Annotated in this window: 16 protein-coding genes; 11 read left to right on the forward strand and 5 right to left on the reverse strand. The window is 73.0% G+C overall.

The window, feature by feature from the left end; translation table 11 throughout:
• The first annotated feature begins 2 nt into the window (after positions 1-2).
• The 9 genes from DMB42_RS36740 to DMB42_RS36775 all read left to right on the forward strand — a co-directional run bounded on the left by DMB42_RS36740 (position 3) and on the right by DMB42_RS36775 (position 9327).
• Positions 3-983, forward strand: coding sequence for a sugar ABC transporter substrate-binding protein (locus tag DMB42_RS36740; protein ID WP_125642721.1), 981 nt, complete (start codon positions 3-5; stop codon positions 981-983).
• A 28-nt stretch (positions 984-1011) separates the two neighbouring features.
• Entirely contained in the window at positions 1012-2052 is a 1041-nt protein-coding gene (locus DMB42_RS36745) for an ABC transporter permease (protein ID WP_125642723.1), read from the forward strand.
• Positions 2049-2804 carry an ATP-binding cassette domain-containing protein gene (locus DMB42_RS36750; protein WP_125642726.1) on the forward strand — a complete coding sequence of 252 codons (756 nt, stop codon included), beginning with the start codon at positions 2049-2051 and terminating at the stop codon, positions 2802-2804. Before DMB42_RS36745 ends, DMB42_RS36750 begins: the two co-directional genes overlap by 4 nt.
• Positions 2805-2925: 121 nt before the next feature.
• Positions 2926-3885 carry an alpha/beta hydrolase gene (locus tag DMB42_RS36755; RefSeq protein ID WP_125642891.1) on the forward strand — a complete coding sequence of 320 codons (960 nt, stop codon included), beginning with the start codon at positions 2926-2928 and terminating at the stop codon, positions 3883-3885.
• 85 nt (positions 3886-3970) lie between these two features.
• Positions 3971-4351 (forward strand): nuclear transport factor 2 family protein, encoded by a 381-nt coding sequence (locus tag DMB42_RS36760; RefSeq protein WP_125642729.1) that lies wholly within the window; start codon positions 3971-3973, stop codon positions 4349-4351.
• A gap of 134 nt (positions 4352-4485) precedes the next feature.
• A complete protein-coding gene (locus DMB42_RS36765) occupies positions 4486-5799 on the forward strand; it encodes an MFS transporter (RefSeq protein WP_125642732.1) in 1314 nt (437 codons plus the stop codon).
• Positions 5796-6731: a hypothetical protein gene (locus DMB42_RS53635; RefSeq protein WP_185845043.1), complete on the forward strand. Its 936-nt coding sequence runs from the start codon at positions 5796-5798 to the stop codon at positions 6729-6731. Before DMB42_RS36765 ends, DMB42_RS53635 begins: the two co-directional genes overlap by 4 nt.
• Complete coding sequence (locus DMB42_RS36770; protein ID WP_185845044.1) at positions 6728-7783, forward strand: DUF917 domain-containing protein; 1056 nt, start codon at positions 6728-6730, stop codon at positions 7781-7783. Before DMB42_RS53635 ends, DMB42_RS36770 begins: the two co-directional genes overlap by 4 nt.
• Positions 7780-9327 carry a CdaR family transcriptional regulator gene (locus DMB42_RS36775; RefSeq protein ID WP_125642739.1) on the forward strand — a complete coding sequence of 516 codons (1548 nt, stop codon included), beginning with the start codon at positions 7780-7782 and terminating at the stop codon, positions 9325-9327. The genes DMB42_RS36770 and DMB42_RS36775 overlap by 4 nt, the downstream gene beginning before the upstream one ends.
• Here DMB42_RS36775 and DMB42_RS53640 read toward each other — a convergent pair.
• From DMB42_RS53640 to DMB42_RS36790, 3 genes are all read right to left on the reverse strand, one after another.
• Positions 9321-10541: a right-handed parallel beta-helix repeat-containing protein gene (locus DMB42_RS53640; RefSeq protein ID WP_185845045.1), complete on the reverse strand. Its 1221-nt coding sequence runs from the start codon at positions 10539-10541 to the stop codon at positions 9321-9323. The two genes, DMB42_RS36775 and DMB42_RS53640, sit on opposite strands and share 7 nt — an antisense overlap.
• 124 nt (positions 10542-10665) lie before the next feature.
• Positions 10666-12330: a hydantoinase B/oxoprolinase family protein gene (locus DMB42_RS36785; protein WP_125642742.1), complete on the reverse strand. Its 1665-nt coding sequence runs from the start codon at positions 12328-12330 to the stop codon at positions 10666-10668.
• Positions 12327-14354: a hydantoinase/oxoprolinase family protein gene (locus DMB42_RS36790; RefSeq protein ID WP_125642745.1), complete on the reverse strand. Its 2028-nt coding sequence runs from the start codon at positions 14352-14354 to the stop codon at positions 12327-12329. Before DMB42_RS36790 ends, DMB42_RS36785 begins: the two co-directional genes overlap by 4 nt.
• Before the next feature lie 133 nt (positions 14355-14487).
• Here DMB42_RS36790 and DMB42_RS36795 point away from each other — a divergent pair, with 133 nt between their 5' ends.
• On the forward strand, positions 14488-15108 hold the full coding sequence (locus DMB42_RS36795) for a YigZ family protein (RefSeq protein WP_125642748.1): 621 nt from the start codon (positions 14488-14490) through the stop codon (positions 15106-15108).
• Between the two features lie 6 nt (positions 15109-15114).
• Here the strand turns inward: DMB42_RS36795 and DMB42_RS36800 are convergent, their stop codons facing one another.
• Positions 15115-16344 carry an isochorismate synthase MenF gene (locus DMB42_RS36800; protein WP_125642751.1) on the reverse strand — a complete coding sequence of 410 codons (1230 nt, stop codon included), beginning with the start codon at positions 16342-16344 and terminating at the stop codon, positions 15115-15117.
• Between the two features lie 217 nt (positions 16345-16561).
• On the opposite strand from DMB42_RS36800, the gene DMB42_RS36805 reads away from it, so the two are divergent.
• A complete protein-coding gene (locus DMB42_RS36805; protein WP_125642754.1) occupies positions 16562-17392 on the forward strand; it encodes an SGNH/GDSL hydrolase family protein in 831 nt (276 codons plus the stop codon).
• On the opposite strand, the gene DMB42_RS36810 is transcribed toward DMB42_RS36805, so the two are convergent.
• On the reverse strand, positions 17389-18102 hold the full coding sequence (locus DMB42_RS36810) for an HNH endonuclease family protein (protein ID WP_125642757.1): 714 nt from the start codon (positions 18100-18102) through the stop codon (positions 17389-17391). The two genes, DMB42_RS36805 and DMB42_RS36810, sit on opposite strands and share 4 nt — an antisense overlap.
• Between the last annotated feature and the right edge of the window lie 90 nt (positions 18103-18192).

The following is an 18192-nucleotide window of genomic DNA, read 5'->3' on the forward strand; positions in this document are numbered from 1 at the left end:
CGATGAGACGTACCCCGATCGTGCTGGCGCTGGCCGGCGCGCTCGCCCTGACCGGCTGCTCCTCCTCGGGAGGGGAGGGCGCGCAGAGCGCCGCGCCCGGCTCCGCCGCCGCCCCGGCGGCAAGCGGCGGCAGCTTCGCCGTCATCACCCACGGCGGCGCCGGTGACGCCTTCTGGGACGTCGTCAAGAACGGCGCCGAGGCCGCCGGCAAGCAGTACGGCGTCAAGGTCACCTACCAGGGCGACGGCGACCCCGCCAAGCAGTCGCAGCTCATCGACCAGGCCGTCTCGGAGAAGGTGGACGGCATCGTGGTCTCCATGGCCAACCCGGACGCGCTCAAGGAGTCCATCGGCAAGGCCGTCGCGGCCAGGATCCCGGTCGTGACCATCAACTCCGGGGCCGACTCCTCCAAGGCGTTCGGCGCCATCACCCACGTCGGCCAGTCGGAGGACTCCGCCGGACGCGGCGCGGGCGAGCAGCTCAAGGCCGCGGGCGTCACCAAGCTGCTGTGCGTCGTGCACGAGGCCGGCAACGTCGGCCTCGACCAGCGCTGCAAGGGCGCCGAGCAGACCCTCGGCGGCACCGTCGAACGCCTCCAGGTGGACGTGGCCAACCTCGCCGACGTCACCTCCAAGGTCACCGCCAAGCTCCAGTCGGACAAGCAGGTCAACGGCGTCCTCGCGCTCAACCCGGCGGTCGCCGTGGCGGCCAGGGACGCGATCAGGGACTCGGGCGCGCAGGCCAAGCTCGCCACCTTCGACCTGTCGGGCGACGTGGTCGCCGCGATCAAGGACGGCGAGATCCTGTTCGCCGTGGACCAGCAGCAGTACCTCCAGGGCTACCTGCCGATCACGTTCCTCACGCTCTACAAGGACAACCTGAACACGGTCGGCGGCGGGCTGCCGGTCAACACCGGGCCCGGGTTCGTCACCAAGGACAACGCCGAGCAGGTGGCCAAGCTGGCCGAGGCGGGCACCCGATGAGCGCCTGCCGGGGCGGGGAGGGCCGCCGATGACGGCCGCTCCCGCGCGGGCCGACGAACGGGTCGCGCGGGTCGGCCTGGCCCGCCGTCTGATCGTCCGGCCCGAGCTCGGGGCCGTGGTGGGGCTGGTCGCGGTGTTCGCGTTCTTCGCCGCGCAGTCGGCGGTGTTCCGCTCCCCGGCCGGCGTCGCCAACTGGCTCGACCCGGCCGCCACGCTCGGCATCATGGCGGTCGCGGTCGCGCTGCTGATGATCGGCGGCGAGTTCGACCTGTCGGCGGGTGTGCTGACCGGCACCAGCGGGCTGATCCTCGTCACCCTGGCCACCCGCTACGGGTTCAGCGTGTGGGCGGCCATGCTGGCCGGGCTGGTCGTGGCGCTGGCCGTCGGGCTGGTCAACGGGCTGGTGGAGACCCGGACGAAGCTGCCCAGCTTCATCGTCACGCTGGGCACCTTCCTCATGCTGCAGGGCGTCAACCTCGGCGTCACCAAGGCCATCACCGGGACCGTGCAGGTCGGCGGGCTGCGGCGGGCGTCCGGGTTCGAGGCGGCGAGCGCGGTCCTGGCGGGCACCGTCCAGATCGGCGGCACGTCGTTCCGGGTGGCCATCCTGTGGTGGATCGCGATCACCGCGCTGGCGACCTGGGTGCTCGTGCGTTCCAGGCCGGGCAACTGGATCTTCGCGGTGGGCGGCGACGAGCAGGCCGCGCGGGCGGTCGGGGTGCCGGCGGCCCGTACGAAGATCGCGTTGTTCATGACGACGGCGGTCGCCGCCTGGCTGGTCGGCTCGATCCTGGCGCTGCGCTACACCTCCGTCCAGGCCAACATCGGCATCGGGCAGGAGTTCATCTACATCATCGCTGCGGTCATCGGCGGCTGCCTGCTCACCGGCGGGTACGGCTCGGCCGTCGGCGCCTCCATCGGCGCGGTGATCTTCGGCATGGCCGACAAGGGCATCGTGTTCCTGGGCTGGGACGCCGACTGGTTCAAGTTCTTCCTCGGGGCCATGCTGCTGCTGGCGACGCTGGCCAACCGCCTGGTCCGGCGCTACGCCGAGGAGGTGCGGCGATGATCCTGCAGACCCGGGACATCGGCAAGACGTTCGGCTCGGTGCTGGCCCTGCGCGGGGTCTCGATGGGCGTGGAGGAGGGCACGGTCACCTGCGTGCTCGGCGACAACGGCGCAGGGAAGTCCACGCTGATCAAGATCCTGTCCGGGGTGCACCAGCACGACACGGGGTCGTACCTGGTGGACGGGGCCGAGGTGCGCTTCGCCAGCCCGCGCGAGGCGCTGGACCGCGGGATCGCCACGGTCTACCAGGATCTGGCGATGATCCCGCTCATGTCGGTCTGGCGGAACTTCTTCCTCGGCTCCGAGCCGCGCAGGGGCCCGGCGTGCGACGTGGCCAGGGCGCGCCGGGTGGCGGCGGAGGAGCTGCGCGCGATGGGCATCGACATCCGGGACGTGGACCAGCCCGTCGGCACGCTGTCGGGCGGCGAGCGGCAGTCGGTCGCCATCGCCAGGGCCGTGTACTTCGGCGCCCGCGTCCTCATCCTGGACGAGCCCACCTCGGCGCTGGGGGTCAAGCAGGCGGGCGTGGTGCTGCGCTACATCGCCAGGGCCCGCGACCGGGGGCTCGGCGTGGTGTTCATCACTCACAACCCGCACCACGCCTACCCGGTGGGCGACCGGTTCCTGCTGCTGAACCGCGGGACCAGCATGGGCGAGTACGCCAAGGCCGACATCGGCAAGGACGAGCTGACGACCCTGATGGCCGGCGGCGCCGAACTGGAGGAACTGGCCCACGAACTGCGCCGCGAGTGAACGCCGCGAGTGAGCCGCTTGGGTGGAATTTGACGTAACCGGGCGATCGGATCGAGGTGCTCCAAGGCAGGAACACATCGTTGGTGGACGACGACAGCCGGAGGGCGCCACCGTGACCACGATGATGAGCAGGCAGGTCGTGCTGGAGAAGGCGGCGCGGGAGTTCGCCGAGGCCAACGCCAAGCGTCCCTTCATCTACGAGCTGCCGCCCGAGCAGGGCCGCGAGGTGCTGGAGAAGCTTCAGTCGGACCCGGGCGTGCCCAAGCCCGAGATCGAGGAGGAGTGGATCCAGGTCCAGGGCGGGCCGACGGGCATCGTGCCGGTGCGCATCGTCAAGCCCGAGGGCGCCACGGGCACCCTGCCGGTCATCTTCTACATCCACGGCGCGGGCTGGGTGTTCGGCTCGGCGCACACGCACGACCGGCTCGTCCGCGAGCTGGCCGTACGCACCGGCGCCGCCGTCGTCTTCCCCGAGTACGACCGCGCGCCCGAGGCGAAGTACCCGACGCAGATCGAGCAGAACTACGCCGCCGCCCAATGGGTGATGGAGCACGGCGCGGAGAAGGGGCTCGACGCCTCCCGCATGGCCGTGGCCGGCGACTCGGTGGGCGGCAACATGTCGATCGTGCTGACGCTGATGGCCAAGGAGCGCGGCGACGTCGCCCTGCGCGGCCAGGTGTTGTTCTACCCGGTCACGGACGCGAACTTCGACACCGAGTCCTACAAGCAGTTCGCCACGGGCTACTACCTCAACCGGGACGGCATGAAGTGGTTCTGGGACCAGTACACGACAGATCCGGCGCAGCGCGCGGAGAGTCACGCCTCGCCGCTGCGCGCGAGCGACCGGGAGCTGCGCGGCCTGCCGCCGGCCCTGGTCCTGAACGGCCAGGCCGACGTGCTGCGGGACGAGGGCGAGGCGTACGCGGCGAGGCTGCGCGAGGCCGGGAACGACGTCACGGCGGTCGAGCTGGCGGGGATGGTGCACGACTTCGCCATGGTGGACCTGCTGCGCGACACCAACGCCAACAAGGCCGCCATGAGCCTGGCCGTCACCAAGCTGCGCGAGTGGCTCAATCCCTGATCTACAACGTAAAGACGCCTGCGTTCCACGCTGCCCATACGGTGAGAAAGAACCATATTTCACCGAGACGAGGGAGAGCGGAAGCGTGGCACGCGACGCTGTCTGGGCCGTTATTACCGGCATGTACGACGCCTACGCGCGAGGCGACAGGCAGGGCATCGACCGGCTGCTCCACCCGCAGGCCACGATCTGGGACTCGGCCGAGCCCGGCCTGATCACCAGCAGGCAGCAGCTCGACAAGGTACGCGACGCGCGGCCGTCCGACGGCCCGGCGGAGACCTCCGTCCGGGCCTACGACGAGGTCGTGGACGTGTGGGGCGACACCGCCCTGGCCCGGTACATGCTGCGCGTGGACTTCGAGAGCGGCGAGCCGGAGCTGGTCCGGACGACGAGCGTGCTGCGCCTGGCGGACGGCGAGTGGCGGATCGTCCACGTGCACGAGAACGTGCTCCAGCAGCAGTCCTGACAGCGACCCCACGACGGGGGGCAGTGCGGCGCGCACAGCCGGGCGGCCCCCGGCCGGGCGTCGCGCACACCGGTGCGGAAGGGGGACGGCCCTATGGTGCGGCAATACTTCGCGCCCCCCTCCGAGGAGCTTGCATGACCGCCACCGACGCACGGACACTCCCCATCGGGGCGGCGTTCGACCGGATGCCGTTCTCCCGCCGGCACGTGCTCATCGCGCTCGCGCTGTTCATCGCCTTCGTCATCGAGTCGTGGGAGCAGCTCGCGCTGGTCTACGTCTCCGGCGACCTCGGCCCGGCGTTCGGGATCGACGAGGCCGGGGTCGGCATCGTGTTGTCGGCGGTGGCGTTCGGCATGATCCCCGGCGTGCTGGTCTGGGGGCCGCTCGCCGACCGCATCGGACGTAAGCCGACCGCGTTCTGGTCGCTGCTGGCCTACGGCGTGATCGCGCTCGCCTCGGCGTTCGCGCCGAACCTGGCCACGCTGGTCGGGCTGCGGGTCGCCTCCGGGCTCGCGCTGGCCGGCGTCTACACGATCACCTTCCCCTTCTTCCTCGAACTGCTGCCCACCAGGCACCGGGGGCGGGCCGCGGTGTACCTGTCGATCGGGTGGCCCATCGGCATGCTGGCGGCCATCGCCGCCTCGGTCACGCTCGGCGACCTGGGCTGGCACGTCGTGGTGATCGCCAGCGCGGCGGCGGGGTTGTGGGCGTTCGCGATCAGGGCGTGGGTGCCGGAGTCGCCGTACTGGCTGGCCGCCCAGGGGCGGCAGGACGAGGCGCGGGCCGTGCTGCGCGAGCTGGGCAGCCCCGACGCCGAGGCGACGTTCACGGTGGCGTCGGCCAGCGCGCGGGCGGGCAACCCCATGGACCTGCTCCGCGGCCGGCTGGCCCGGATCACCGTCCTCATGCTGGCGCTCAACTTCGTCTTCAACTGGGGCTACTGGGGGCTGCAGACCTGGCTGCCCACGCTGTTGCAGGCCAAGGGCCTGTCGTTGTCGGCCTCGCTCGGCTTCGCCGCGCTCAGCGCGCTGATGATGATTCCCGGCTACGTGAGCGCGTCCCTGCTGACCGGGCGCTTCGGCCGCAAGAAGGTCTTCCTGTTCTACGTCGTCGCGGCCGTGCTCGGCGGCCTGTGGTTCGCCACCGCGAGCAGCCTGACCGGCCTGTACCTGGGCAACTTCGTCCTGTCGTTCTTCAGCCTGGGCGCGTGGGGCGTCTGGAACACCTGGAACGGCGAGTTCTACCCGACCGCCCTGCGCGGCACCGGCTACTCCTGGGCCACGGCCTCCCAGCTCGTGGCCACCACGGTCGCGCCGTCGGCCGTGGGCGCGCTGCTCGCCCACGCCACCGGCTTCACCGCGACCATGCTGGTCATCAACGCGTTCATGGTGGCCACCGCGCTGCTGGCGATGCCGCTGCCCGAGACCGAAGGGCGCGAACTGGAGTGATCCTCGGCGTCGCGCTGGACGGGCCGTCACCGGTGGTGGTGGCCGTCGGCGACGGCGCGCCGCCGTCGGCCGCGGTACGCGCCTGCGTGGCGGTGGACCTCGACGGGACGCCGCGCGCGCCGGTGGCCGCGATCCGCGTGGGCGGCCCGTGCCCGCCGGTGTTGCGGCCGGTGGCCGACCCCGGGGTGGCCACGATCGTGCGCGGCGGGCACAGCCTGACCGGCCGCCCGCTGGCGCCGCTGGACACCGCCGCGGTACGCGCGTTCGCCGCCGGCTGCGGGCTGAGCGACTTCGCGGTGACGGCGACCGGCTCGCCCATGCTGGCCGACCACGAGCTGGCGGTCGCCGCGATCGTGGCGGCCGAGGTGCCCGGGGCCGAGATCACCCTCTCGTACGAGTTCGGCCGCCCCGGCCTGCGGGAACGCGAGGCGCACGCGATCAGGAACGCCGCGCTCGGCCCTGAGGCCGGCCGGATCGCCGACCGGGTGACACGGGAGCTGCCCGGCGTGCCGGTGTACTTCGCCAGGACCGGCAGCGGCCTGGTGTCGGCCCACTACTTCCGCAGGTACCCGCGGGCCTGCGACCTGGGCGGGACGACCAGCCTGCGCCGCGGCCGGGCGGCGCTGGCCGCGGCGGGCGGCGCGACGCCGTTCGAGGTGATCGCGCCCGGCTCCGAGGACCTGGTGGCGGCGGCCAACGGCGCCGCGCTCGCCCGACCGGAGGCCCAGGTGGAACGCATCGTGCAGGCACGCGGCCGGGCCGAGCTGGACCGGGCGCTCCAGGACGCCAGGGACGAGGCCCTGACCCGCGTGGTCAGCGCCGGCGCCGCCCCCGGCTTCGCCCGGATCGCCGAGACCACCGTCAACCCCCTGTCCTACCTGCCCGACGGCTTCTACCGGGTGCGCGTCACCGCGGAAGGGGCCACACCGTGACCCGGCTCATCGGGCCCGCCGAGCTGCGCCGCTTCTCGGCGGGGTCGCGGCTGTTCGCCACGGGCGCCGCCGAGTCCTCCTACGGCCTGACCTTCGCCTGGGCGGAGTCGGTGCTCGGCGAGGGCGTCGAGCTGGCCGCCGCGGCGGAGCTGGACCCGGAGACGTTGTGCATGGTGGTCAGCCTGGTCGGGTCCACCACCGCGCTCGGCGAGCAGCTCCCGGCCGGGGACGAGCCCGTACGGGCGGTGCGGGCGCTGGAGCGGTGGATGGGGGAGCGGGCCGGGGCCGTGGTGGCGCTCAACCTGGCCGCCGAGAACGCGCTGATCCCGCTGGTCGCCGCGGCGGTCCTGGGCCTGCCGCTGGTGGACGGCGACGGGACGGGACGGGTGTTCCCGCTGGTGGAGCAGACGACGTACCGGCTGGGCGGGCTCAGCGCGACGCCGATGGCGCTGGCCGGGGCGTCGGGGGAGCTGGTGTTGCTGGAGACCGCCGCCGACCGGGTCGAGGAGCTGCTGCGCCCGGTCGTGTTGTCGGTGGGCGGGTGGGCGGTGGCCGCCTGCTACCCGATGGCGGCGCGGGACCTGGCCCGGGTGCTGGTGCCGGGCACGGTCAGCCTGCTGCTGGCGGCCGGGGAGCCCGGCGCGCCGCGTTCGGCCGCCGCGCCGTACGGGGTGCGCACGCTGTGCTCGGGCCGCATCCTGACCGTCGAGGGCAGCACGGGACACGGCGCCGACGTGGCGATGCCCTCGCTGCCCGCCAGCATCGTGGTGCAGGAGTCGGCGGGCCTGCGCCGGCTCGTACGGCTGGAGGCGCACAACGAGATCGTGCTCGCCCTGGCCGACGGCGCGCCCGTGGCCATGGCGCCGGACCAGATCTGCATGATCTCGGTCGCCGACGGCATGGTCGTGGACGTCGACAAGGCGGCGCCCGGCCTGGAGGTGGAGATCATGGTGGTCAGGGCGGCGCCGATGTGGCACACCGGCCCGGGGCTCGTGCTGGGCGGTCTGCGGGCGTTCGGGATCCCGTTCGAGCAGCGCGCGGAGTCGCCGTGAACGGCCTGCGCGCGCCCGGCTGGGAGGCGCCGGTCACGGTCGCGGAGCTGGTCAACACCGGGCCGCTGGCCGGGGCCAGGATGTACGGCAGCGGCGACAACCCCGTGCACCAGGTCCGGATCGTGGACGACCTGTCGGTGTTCGGCGTGGTGACGCCGCACACGGCGGTCGTGCTGATCGGATCGGCGGCGGGCGGCGGCTGGGCGGTCGAGATGGCCATGCGCCGGGCCTGGGAGCAGGCGGCGGCCTGCGTGATCGCGCCGTCGCGCGGCGTGAGCGCCGGGTCGGGCGAGGTGCTGGCCGAACGGCTCGGCATCACGCTGATCTTCGTGGACGAGGACCCGCTGATCGTCGCGGTCCGGGTCGCCTCGGCGGCGGCCCGCCCCGAGGCCGCCCGTACCCAGCTCGTCGCCCGCTGCGCGACCCGGCTGGCCGACGCGGGCCCCTCGGCCAGGCGGGTGCTCGGGGTGCTCAACGCCGAACTGCCCGGCACTTCGGTCGCCTTCCTCGACCGGTACGGCCTGCACGTCGCGGGCCGCCAGAGCGCCGGCCGCCCGCCGCACGAGCACGAGCACGCCCGGCCGTCGGGGGCGCGGTGGGCGGCCGAGATCGAGGTGCCCGGCCAGGAGGGCCCGGCCCTGGGGACGCTGGTGGCCGCCGGGACGTCACGCTCGCCCGGCTGGCCCGCCGTGGTGCGGACCGTGCTGGGGCTGGCGGTGGCCCCGCTGACGGCGTGGGCGGCCCAGGAACGCCTGCGGGCCTCGCGCGACTTCGCCCTGCAGTCGGCGCTGGCCCGGCGGTTGCTCGCGGAGGGCCCGCCCGCCCACGAGCCGGCCGACGACGGCGGCATCTGGCTGGAGGGGGCTTCGGCCGAGGCCGTGGCGCTGGGATGGCCGGTGCGCGGGACGCTCACCGCGTACCACGTCCGGCCGGTGGGGGCGGTGGCCGACGACGGGCCGCTGGTCCAGGCGCTGGTGACCGCGGCGCTGGGCCAGGCGCCGGTGTTGCGGCGCGGCGAGGGCTGGGCCGGCTGGTCGGCGCAGCCGCCCGGCGAGCTGGCCGACCGGCTGCGGCACTGCGTGGAGGCCATGCCCTGGCCGTGCGCGGCCGGGGTGGGCGCGGCCGTGGAAGGACTGGAGTCGGTGGGGGAGTCGTTGCTCGGCGCCGAGGCGGCGGCGTTCGTGGCCGGCGCGGGCACCGTGGCCCGCGCCGACCGGATGGGACCGGCCGAACTGCTCGGCGCGCTCCCGGCGGGGGTGCTGCGCGCGCCCGCGGCCGTCGTCCTCCAGCCGCTGCTGGCCGTCGACAAGGACGGCACGCTGCTGGTGACGCTGGCCGCGGTCCTGGACGAGGGCGGCGCGCTCAAGGCGGCCGAACGCCTGGGCGTGCACCGCAACACGGTCACCACCCGCCTGGAACGCATCAAGGCCGCCGGTTTCGACCTGGACGACGCCGCCACCCGCCTGGCGCTCCAGCTCGCCTGTCACGTGCTGCTGAACCGGGGCGCCGCGGCGGGTCCGCACGCGGCGCCCGGGGATCAGTAGCCCCTGGTGAGGCGTACGCCCGCGCCGACCTTGCGCCGGACGCCGACGCCGTCGAGGAGGTTGCCCGACGAGGCGACCGACATCGACTCGCCCTCGCCCTTGGCCAGCAGGATGCCGGTCTCGCGCTTGGTGCCGTGGCCGACGACGGTGTTGCCGGTGATCGCGGCGTGGCCGGCGCCGTAGTTGACGGCGTCCAGCGCCATGTAGACGAAGTCCACGCCGTCCGGCAGCGGGCCGGTCGCGGCGAACTTGCGCTCGGGCGGCGCCGAACCGCTCTGGCGGGCCTTGCGCAGCTCGGCCAGCGCGTTCGGGGGCGGCAGGAACTTGTGCACCCGGTTGCCGGTGATCGTGGTCGCGGCGTCGCCCTGAAGGTCGCAGCGGATGCCGTAGTACGTCTGGCCGGCCGTGCTCTCGGCGCCGAAGTCCTCGATGTAGTTGTCCTCGATCGAGGTGCCGAAGCAGCGGTGGGCGTCGATGGCGTTCTTCGGGGTCGCGTACAGGTGCAGGCCGCTCATCGTCCAGCCGGCCGCGTTGTCGGACTGGATGGCGTGCGTGCCGCTGAAGCCGATCCAGGAACGCTGCAGCGTCCAGTCGGTGACGGAGTTGCCGGGGTCGACGACCCGGATGCCGGCCTCGGCGGCGCCTTCGATGTAGACGTCGCTGATGACGCTGTTGACCATCGTGTTCCGCAGCGTGGTGCCGTTCCTGGACGGGTTGCTGATGCGGATGCCGTCGGACGGGGTGCCGTAGATGTCCAGGTCGTAGACCCGGGTGTTCCACGAGCGCAGCAGCAGGCCGACCGTGCCGGTGTTGTGGTCGCGGTTGCCGTCGATGGTCAGCCGCTCGACGCGGACGCTCTCGCCGCTGAACTCGGTGTCCTTCAGCCAGCCCTCCGAGGCCAGCACGGCCGGCAGGTTGGCGCCGTCGGCCTGCTTGAGCACCGTGCCGGCCTTGGCGTCGCCCCGGTAGGTGCGCCGGTCGGCCAGGCTGATCGTGGCGTCGATCAGGCACGGGCCCTTGATGACGATCTCGTCGCCCTCCTTGGAGGAGTCGATGGCGGCCTGGATCGTCGCGGCGTCGCCGGCGGCGTCGGAGCAGGCGGCCTCCGCCCGCGTGGCCGAGGCGGGCCCGGCCGGGGCCAGGACGGCGACACCGGCCAGACCCGCGGCGAGCGCGGCCGAGCCCGCGAGCAGGCGCGTACGTAACGTAGGCATGAAAGTCCCCTCGTGAAGATGGTCATGACGGGGACACAGCCTCCCCAGGCTGCGCGTGCCCCCGCGTTGTCGATCATCCTCACAGACCGGCGGACAATCCATGCGATTTTCCTACGAATGTGGATCAGTTTGCGGTCATGCCCTCGGCCAGGTCGGTGGCCCGCGCGCTCGGGGAGCGGCGCTCGGCGGGCCCGTAGCCGCCGCCTCCGCCGGACTCGCAGCGCAGCACGTCCCCGGCCGACACCGGCAGGGCGTTGACCTTGAGCATCTCGCGCTCGCCCGGCGTGCCCGGATTGAGCGTCACCCGAGGGGGAGCGCCCGCCGCGCCGCCCGCCAGGCCCCACGCGGGCGTGACCGAGCGCTCGAACCACAACGACAGCGAGGTGTCGCCGCAGAACTCGTACTCCCGCACCACGCCGTTCCCGCCGCGCCATTGCCCGGCGCCGCCGGTGTCCGGCCGCATCTCGTAGCGGCGCACCCGGACCGGGAACAACGTCTCCAGCACCTCGATGGGCATGTCCCGCAGCGAGCCGTTGACGTTGTTGATCAGGCAGGACTCGCCGTCGCCGCCCTCCCACGCCCCCCAGCCGCCGACCGTGGCCTCCTGGGAGACGTACAACTTCCCGGTACGCGGGTCCGTCCCGGTGAACTGCACGATCATCGAGTCCCCGTACGAGGCCGCCGCCGCCTTGCCCGGCAGCGCCGGGGCCAGCGCCTTGACCACCAGGTCGATGAGCAGCCCCAGGTGCGAGTAGTAGTACTGGCACGCCGCCGGCGCCTCGGCGGCCAGCATCGAACCCGGCCTGGTCTCGACGCTCAGCGGCCGGAACGAGCCCCCGTTCAGCGGCACGTCCCCCGACACCAGCAGCTTGTACCCCACCCGTACCGCCGCCACGGCCTGCGCCGCGCCGCAGTTGACCGGCCCGAGCGCCTGGTCGGCGCAGTCGGTCAGGTCCACGTGCACCGACTCGCCCGACACCGTGACCGTCACGTTCACCGGCAGCGGCGTGTCCAGGTCGATGCCGTCGTTGTCGAGGAAACCGGACGCCTCGTACACGCCGTCGGGGATGGCGGCGATGGCCGCGCGCTCCATGCGCTCGGTCTGGGCGAAGATCTCGTCCCGGGCGGCCATGACCGTCTCGAGGCCCCAGCGCGAGACGATCTCCCGCAGCCGCCGCTGCCCGGTCATCGCGCAGCTCACCTGGGCCCGCAGGTCGCCCAGCGTGGCGTGCGGGAAACGCACGTTCCTGGAGATCACCTCGTGCGGGTCGCGGCACGGCCGGCCGCCCGCGTACACCTTGACCGGGCCCAGCCGCAGGCCCTCCTGGAAGATCGAGGTGGAGTTCATCGAGCCGCCGGGGTCCTTGGAGCCGACGTCCAGCCAGTGCGCGCGCGAGGCGGCGAACCCGGCCAGCTCGCCGCCGGCGAAGATCGGGCCGTAGACGGTCACGTCGTTGAGGTGGGTGCCGCCGATGTAGGAGTCGTTCAGCACCCACACGTCGCCCTCCTCCCACACCTCGCGGCCGTACACGCGCTCGGTCTCGCGGGTGCAGACCTCCAGGTTGCCCAGGAAGATCGGCAGCCCGGACGACTGCCCGAGCACGTTGTGGTCGCGGTCGAGCAGCGCCACCGCACAGTCCTTGGCCTCGTAGATGACCGGCGTGTACGAGCTGCGGATCAGGGTGGTGTTCATGTCCTCGGCCGCCTGGAGCAGGGCGCACCGGATGATCTCGGTGGTCACCGGGTCGATGGCCGGGCCGATCGTCGGGTCGCTCGTCGGGTCGCTCATTGGACGTCCACCTTCACGATGAGGAAGCCGTTGTCGTCGATGGCCGCCAGGCAGCCCGGCGGGATGACCGTGGTCGCGGTCTCCTCGACCACGATCGCGGGTCCGGCGAACGAGCCGGTCAGGCCCGCCCGCCGCAGGACGGGCGTACGGTGCGGCACGCCGTCGAAGATCACGTCCCGGACGTCGCCGGCCGTCTCCTCCGGCGCCTGCCCGGTGGCGGCGGCGGCCCGGGGGAAGGAGCCGAAGCCGGTACTGCGCAGCATGACGAACTCCACCGGCGCCTCGGGCGTCGCGTGGCCGTAGCGGCTGGTGTGCGCCTCGGCGTAGCGGGCCGCGATCGCGGCGAGGAAGCCCGGTTCGCCGGGCTCGGCGGCGTCGCGCAGCGGGATGGTGAGCGTGTAGTCCTGGCCCTCGTAGCGCAGGTCCACGGCGTGCTCGACCCGGCGCCGCTCCTCCGGCACACCCTGCCCGGCCAGCGCCTCCAGAGCCTCCCGCTCCAAAGTCCCCAAATTTCGGGACATGTCGGTGCCGTCGAGCGTGTCCTGCGGCCGGAAGTACGGATGCGTCAGATCCCGCCGCACGTCCGCCTCCAGCATGCCCCACGCCGAGAACGCCCCCGGGAAACGCGGGACGACGACCTCGGAGATGCCCAGCTCGCGGGCGATGAACACGGCGTGCATCGCCCCCGCGCCGCCGAAGGCCACCAGCGCGAACTCCCGAGGCTCCACTCCGTGCTCGACCGTCAGCGTACGGATCGCCTGCGCCATCTTGGCGTTGGCCACGTCGCACACGCCCTCGGCCAGCCGCAGCGGGTCGAGCCCCAGTTCCACCGCCAGCGTGACCACGGCCGTCCCGGCGGCCTCCTCGTCCAGCGTCATCAGCCCGCCGGCGAACCAGGCCGGATCCACCCGGCCGAGCACCACGTTCGCGTCGGTCACCGTGGGCCGCGTGCCGCCCCGGCCGTAGCAGGCCGGACCGGGCACGGCGCCGGCCGACTCCGGGCCGACGCGCAGCGCGCCCGCCTCGGCGTAGGCGATCGAGCCGCCGCCCGCGCCGATGGTGTGCAGGTTCACGATCGGCATGAGGACGGGATAACCCTCGACGCGGGCCTCGGCGCTGACGTCCGGACGGCCGCCGACGACGAGCGAGACGTCGAAGGACGTACCGCCCATGTCCACGCAGATCGCGTTCTCCCGGCCCAGCATGCGGGCCGCGGCGACGCCGCCCATCGTGCCGCCGACCGGCCCCGACAGCAGGGTCTGCAACGGCCGCCGCATCGCGTACGAGGCGTTGACCAGCCCGCCCGACGACTGCATCACGTGCACCGGCACCGGCAGCCCGCGCTCGGCGAACCGCCGCTCGATCCCGGCCAGGTACGTGCGCACGACCGGCCCGGTGTAGGCCTCCAGCACCGCCGAGGACGTGCGCTCGTACTCCCGCCACTCCCGTGCGACCTCGTGCGAGAGCACCACGAGCACGTCCTCGCCCAGCTCGGCCCGCAGGATCTCGCCCGCCCGCAGCTCGTGCGCCGGGTCGGCGAAGGAGAACAGCAGGCACACGGCGACCGCGTCGAAGCCCTCCTCGCGGGCCCGCCGCGCGGCCTGCCGCACCGCCTCCTCGTCGAGGGGTTCGAGCTCGCGGCCCCGGTAGTCCAGGCGGCCGCCGGCCTCCATGACGTCCCGGCGCGGCACGAGCGGGGACGGCTTGCGGTAGCGCAGGTCGAACATGCGGTCCCGGTTGCCGCGGGCGATCGTGTAGACGTCCCCGCCGCCCCGGCTGGCCAGCAGCAGCACCCGCGCGCCCTTGCGCTCCAGCAGCGCGTTGAGGCCCTGCGTGGTGCCGTGCACGAAGAACGAGATGGCGGCGGGGTCGTCCACGACCCGGGCGAGTGCGGCGAACACGCCCTCGGCCAGGTCTCCCGGCGTGGTGGGCGCCTTCGAGGCGGTGACGGCCCCCGTACGCTCGTCGTAGCAGACGACGTCGGTGAAGGTGCCGCCGATGTCCATGGCGACGCGATAGGTCATGCGCCGCACCGTACGCGCCGGGCCGGGGCCGCCTCCTGTGCGTCCTGCACAGCGGCGGGTCCCTTCCCGTGCATCCTGCTCAGACGGGCTCCGGCCTGCGAATCTACAACGTAAAGGCGGTAGCCTGGCGGACGTGTCCCAGCCCTACCTCACCCTCGCGGCCGGCGTCGAGCACGAGACCGAGGTGCGGCGCTCCCGGTTCGTCTGCGCGCTGGCCCCCGCCCGTACCGTCGAGGAGGCCGCCGCCTTCATCGCCGGGCGCCGCCGCGAGCACGCCGGCGCCAGCCACAACTGCACGGCGTACGTGATCGGGCAGCGGCTGCAGAAGGGCGACGACGACGGCGAGCCCGGCGGCACGGCGGGCACGCCGATGGTCCAGGCGCTGGTCGGCCGGGGGTTCAACGACGTGGTCGCGGTCGTCACCCGCTATTTCGGCGGTGTCCTGCTGGGCGCCGGCGGGCTGGTGCGCGCCTACGGGGGAGCGGTGACCGAGACGCTCGACCAGGTGGAGCCGGTGCGGATGGTCCCGGCCAGGCTGGTACGCGTCTCGGTGGCCCACGACCAGGCCGGCCGGGTGGAGAACGACCTGCGCGCCTCCCGGTACGCGCTGCGCGAGGTGACGTACGCGGCCGGGGTGACGTTCGCGGTGGCGGTTGGGGAGGACGAGGTGGCCGCGTTCGGGGAGTGGGTGGCCGGGCTGACGGCCGGCCGGGCGCGCGTCGACGTGGGCGAGGGCGTGCACGTGCCCGAATAGGAGCGCTCAGCCTTCCAGGGCGTACTGCATGACGCGGAACTTGGCCTGGGCCTCGGCCAGCTCGGCGGCCGGGTCGGAGTCGCCCATGATGCCGCCGCCGGCGAACAGCCGTGCGCGGTTGCCCTCGATCAGCCCCGAGCGCAGGGCGATGCCCCATTCGCCGTCGCCGTGGGCGTCGATCCAGCCGACCGGGCCCGCGTAGCCGGCGCGGTCCATGCCCTCCAGCTCGCGGATGACCTTGATGGCGGTGTCGGTCGGGGTGCCGCCGACGGCGGCGGTGGGGTGCATGGCGGCCACCACGTCGAGGACGGACGCGCCGTCGGCCAGCCGGCCGGTGACGTGGCTGGCCAGGTGCTGGACGTTGGGCAGCATGAGGAGTTCGGGTTCGTCGGGGGTGTCGAGCGAGGCGCAGAGCGGGGCGAGGGTCTGGCGTACGGAGGCGATGGCGCACTCGTGCTCGTGGCGGTCCTTCTGAGATGCGAACAGCGCGGCGCCGCGGGCGACGTCGTCGGCGGGTCCGGTGCCGCGGGCGGTGGTGCCGGCCAGGACGAGGGACTCGATCTCCTGCCCGGTGCGGCGGATGAGCAGCTCCGGGGTGGCGCCGACGAGCCCGGCGACGGAGAAGGTGTAGCACTCGGGGTAGCGCCGGGCCAGCCGGGTCAGCAGCAGGCGTACGTCGATGGGGTGCTCGGCGGTGGCGACCAGGTCGCGGGCGAGGACGACCTTCTCCAGCTCGCCGTCGCGGATGCGGCGGGCGGCGCGGGCGACGACGTGTTCCCATTCGGGGGCGCTGAGGCTGCCGTCGCCGTAGCTGATGCGGCCGGGCGCGCGGACGGGGCTGAACGTCTCCAGCGGGGCCTCGCCGATCGTGGTGAGCCAGGCGTGGCCGCCGCGGCGGGCGAGGACGGCGCGCGGGACGACGAGGACGGAGCCGGGGGCGTCCTCGTCGAAGGTGAAGGTGCCGAAGGCGACGGGCCCGGAGCCGGGGGTGCGTACGGCGTCGTCGACGTGGGCGTCGCCGAAGACGGTGTGCAGCCACTGGCGGGCCCAGGCGAACCTGCCGGGGCCGGGCGGCACGGCGACCTGGGCGGCCTGACCCCACCCCACCAGGCCCTCGCCGTTCCTGACCCAGGCGTAGGGCGCCGTCTTCGGGAGGGATGCCAGCAGGTCACCGGGGTCGCCTACAGGGGTGGTGCGAACCGGTAGCGGGCGGGTTGTTCCGAGCGCGACACTCACTCAAGACACTCTATGCGGGAACTGAACACGTTCGACTCGGACCCCCGTGAATGCGTTGTTACGGCCCACGAACCAGGAAAAAACCGGACGTTGAGGTGTGTGGGGGGCAACCTGCACGCGTACGGACTGTCAAGCGGTGATAGGAAGACGGTCCTGAAATGACAGACCTTGCCTCAAGGTCATGGTGCGACCTTGATCAGCTCCCTACCTTGGCACCATGATCGGTCGTCTGTCCCCCGTCGTCACCGCTGTCCTGGTCCTGGCCGCCTCCGGGCCCGCGCAGGCCGTCGCCGCAGCTCAGCCCGTCCCCGAGACGATGGCGACGCTGGGCGACTCCATCTCCACGGGGTTCAACTCCTGCGGCTGGTACGTCTCCTGCGAGGCCCGTTCCTGGTCGGCCGGCGACAACGCGCAGGTCGCCAGCCACTACCTGCGACTGCACGATCTGAGTGGAACGCTCCAGCGTGACAACTTCGCCGTGCCGGGCGCGACGAGCGCCGATCTGGCCGGCCAGGTCGACAGGGCGATCGCGGCCAAGGCCGATTATGTGACGATCCTCATAGGCGCCCAGGACGCCTGCCGCCGCACCGAACGGGAGATGACCCCGGTCGCCCTCTACCGCCAGCGGCTGGACGCGGCGCTGTCGGCGCTGCGCGCGGGCGTGCCCCAGGCCAGGGTGTTCATCGCCAGTGTCCCCGACCTGCGGCGGTTGTGGCAGGTCGGCAAGGACAACCCGCTGGCCCGTACGTTCTGGACGGTCGGGAAGATCTGCCCGACCATGCTGGCCGACCCGGCCTCGATGAAGAAGGCCGACGCCGAGCGCCGGGCACGGGTGCGGGCGCGGGTGATGGCCTACAACAGGGAGGCGGCGGGCGCCTGTGCGGAGATGGGCCCGTCCTGCGACACCGACGAGGGCGCGATCTTCTCCTTCCCGTTCACGCTCGACCACGTCAGCAAGTGGGACTTCTTCCACCCCAACATCGACGGTCAGCGGGCCCTGGCCGAGCAGACGTTCGAGCATGGTTTCGCCTGGATCGACCCCCGCTAACGACACTGGGTCAGCATGGTGTCCTTGTCGGCCCTGGTCACCGGCAGGCCGTACTTCAGGGCGACCTGGGCGAAGCGGGTGACGTACGCGCAGCGGACGCGGCGCTGGGGCGGCAGCCAGCCCGCCGGGCCGGAGGCGTCCTTCTCCTCGTTGGCCCGGCCGTCGACCGGCAGCAGGTTGAGCGGGTCGTTGGCGAAGTCGAGCCGCTTGGCCATCGCCCAGCGCGGCGCGCCCATGTGCCAGGCGTAGTTGAGCGGTACGACGTGGTCCACCTGCACCTCGTCGGCGTCGGCCTTCCGCCAGGAGATGAGCCGGCCGGTGTAGGGGTCGGTCAGTTTCATGGCGACGACCTCGCAGCTCGACCCGGGGCGGTACGTCACGCCGGTCCCGTCGCGGGCGAGCAGGTCGTCGCGGGTGCGGCAGCCGTTGCGGGCGTAGGGGACGCCGGTGGCGTTGTCGGCCCAGTTCTCGCCGTAGCGGCTGCGGGCGTAGCCGGTGCCGGGGCCGCGGCCCTTGACGCGTAAGCGGTGGATGAGGGCGCGTGCCCTGGCCTTGTCCCCGCCGGACAGGACGGGCGCGAGGCCGGGCAGCGTCCCGCTGGCGTTGCTGAGGGGGCTGGCGGCGGTGGCGGCCGGGCTCTTGGCGGTGCTGACGAAGGAGACGACGATGACGGCTCCGGCGAGGATCGCGATGGCGTCCTTCGTGCTCAAGCGGCTCTCCGTGGCTCCGATGGGCGAAGTTGTCTAGAGAATTCCCGGCATCGCGGGATTTGACACGGGAAGGCTTTGCTGACTGATCGT

Origin of the sequence: Nonomuraea sp. WAC 01424 (genome assembly GCF_003947315.1) — a bacterium.
In the GTDB taxonomy this organism is placed as follows: Bacteria; Actinomycetota; Actinomycetes; order Streptosporangiales; family Streptosporangiaceae; genus Nonomuraea; species Nonomuraea spiralis.

Coding starts and splice junctions, on each gene's coding strand:
- DMB42_RS36740 (WP_125642721.1), top strand. CDS start 3: ATGAGACGTACCCCGATCGTGCTGGCGCTGGCCGGCGCGCTCGCCCTG.
- DMB42_RS36745 (WP_125642723.1), top strand. CDS start 1,012: ATGACGGCCGCTCCCGCGCGGGCCGACGAACGGGTCGCGCGGGTCGGC.
- DMB42_RS36750 (WP_125642726.1), top strand. CDS start 2,049: ATGATCCTGCAGACCCGGGACATCGGCAAGACGTTCGGCTCGGTGCTG.
- DMB42_RS36755 (WP_125642891.1), top strand. CDS start 2,926: ATGATGAGCAGGCAGGTCGTGCTGGAGAAGGCGGCGCGGGAGTTCGCC.
- DMB42_RS36765 (WP_125642732.1), top strand. CDS start 4,486: ATGACCGCCACCGACGCACGGACACTCCCCATCGGGGCGGCGTTCGAC.
- DMB42_RS53640 (WP_185845045.1), bottom strand. CDS start 10,541: ATGCCTACGTTACGTACGCGCCTGCTCGCGGGCTCGGCCGCGCTCGCC.
- DMB42_RS36785 (WP_125642742.1), bottom strand. CDS start 12,330: ATGAGCGACCCGACGAGCGACCCGACGATCGGCCCGGCCATCGACCCG.
- DMB42_RS36790 (WP_125642745.1), bottom strand. CDS start 14,354: ATGACCTATCGCGTCGCCATGGACATCGGCGGCACCTTCACCGACGTC.
- DMB42_RS36805 (WP_125642754.1), top strand. CDS start 16,562: ATGATCGGTCGTCTGTCCCCCGTCGTCACCGCTGTCCTGGTCCTGGCC.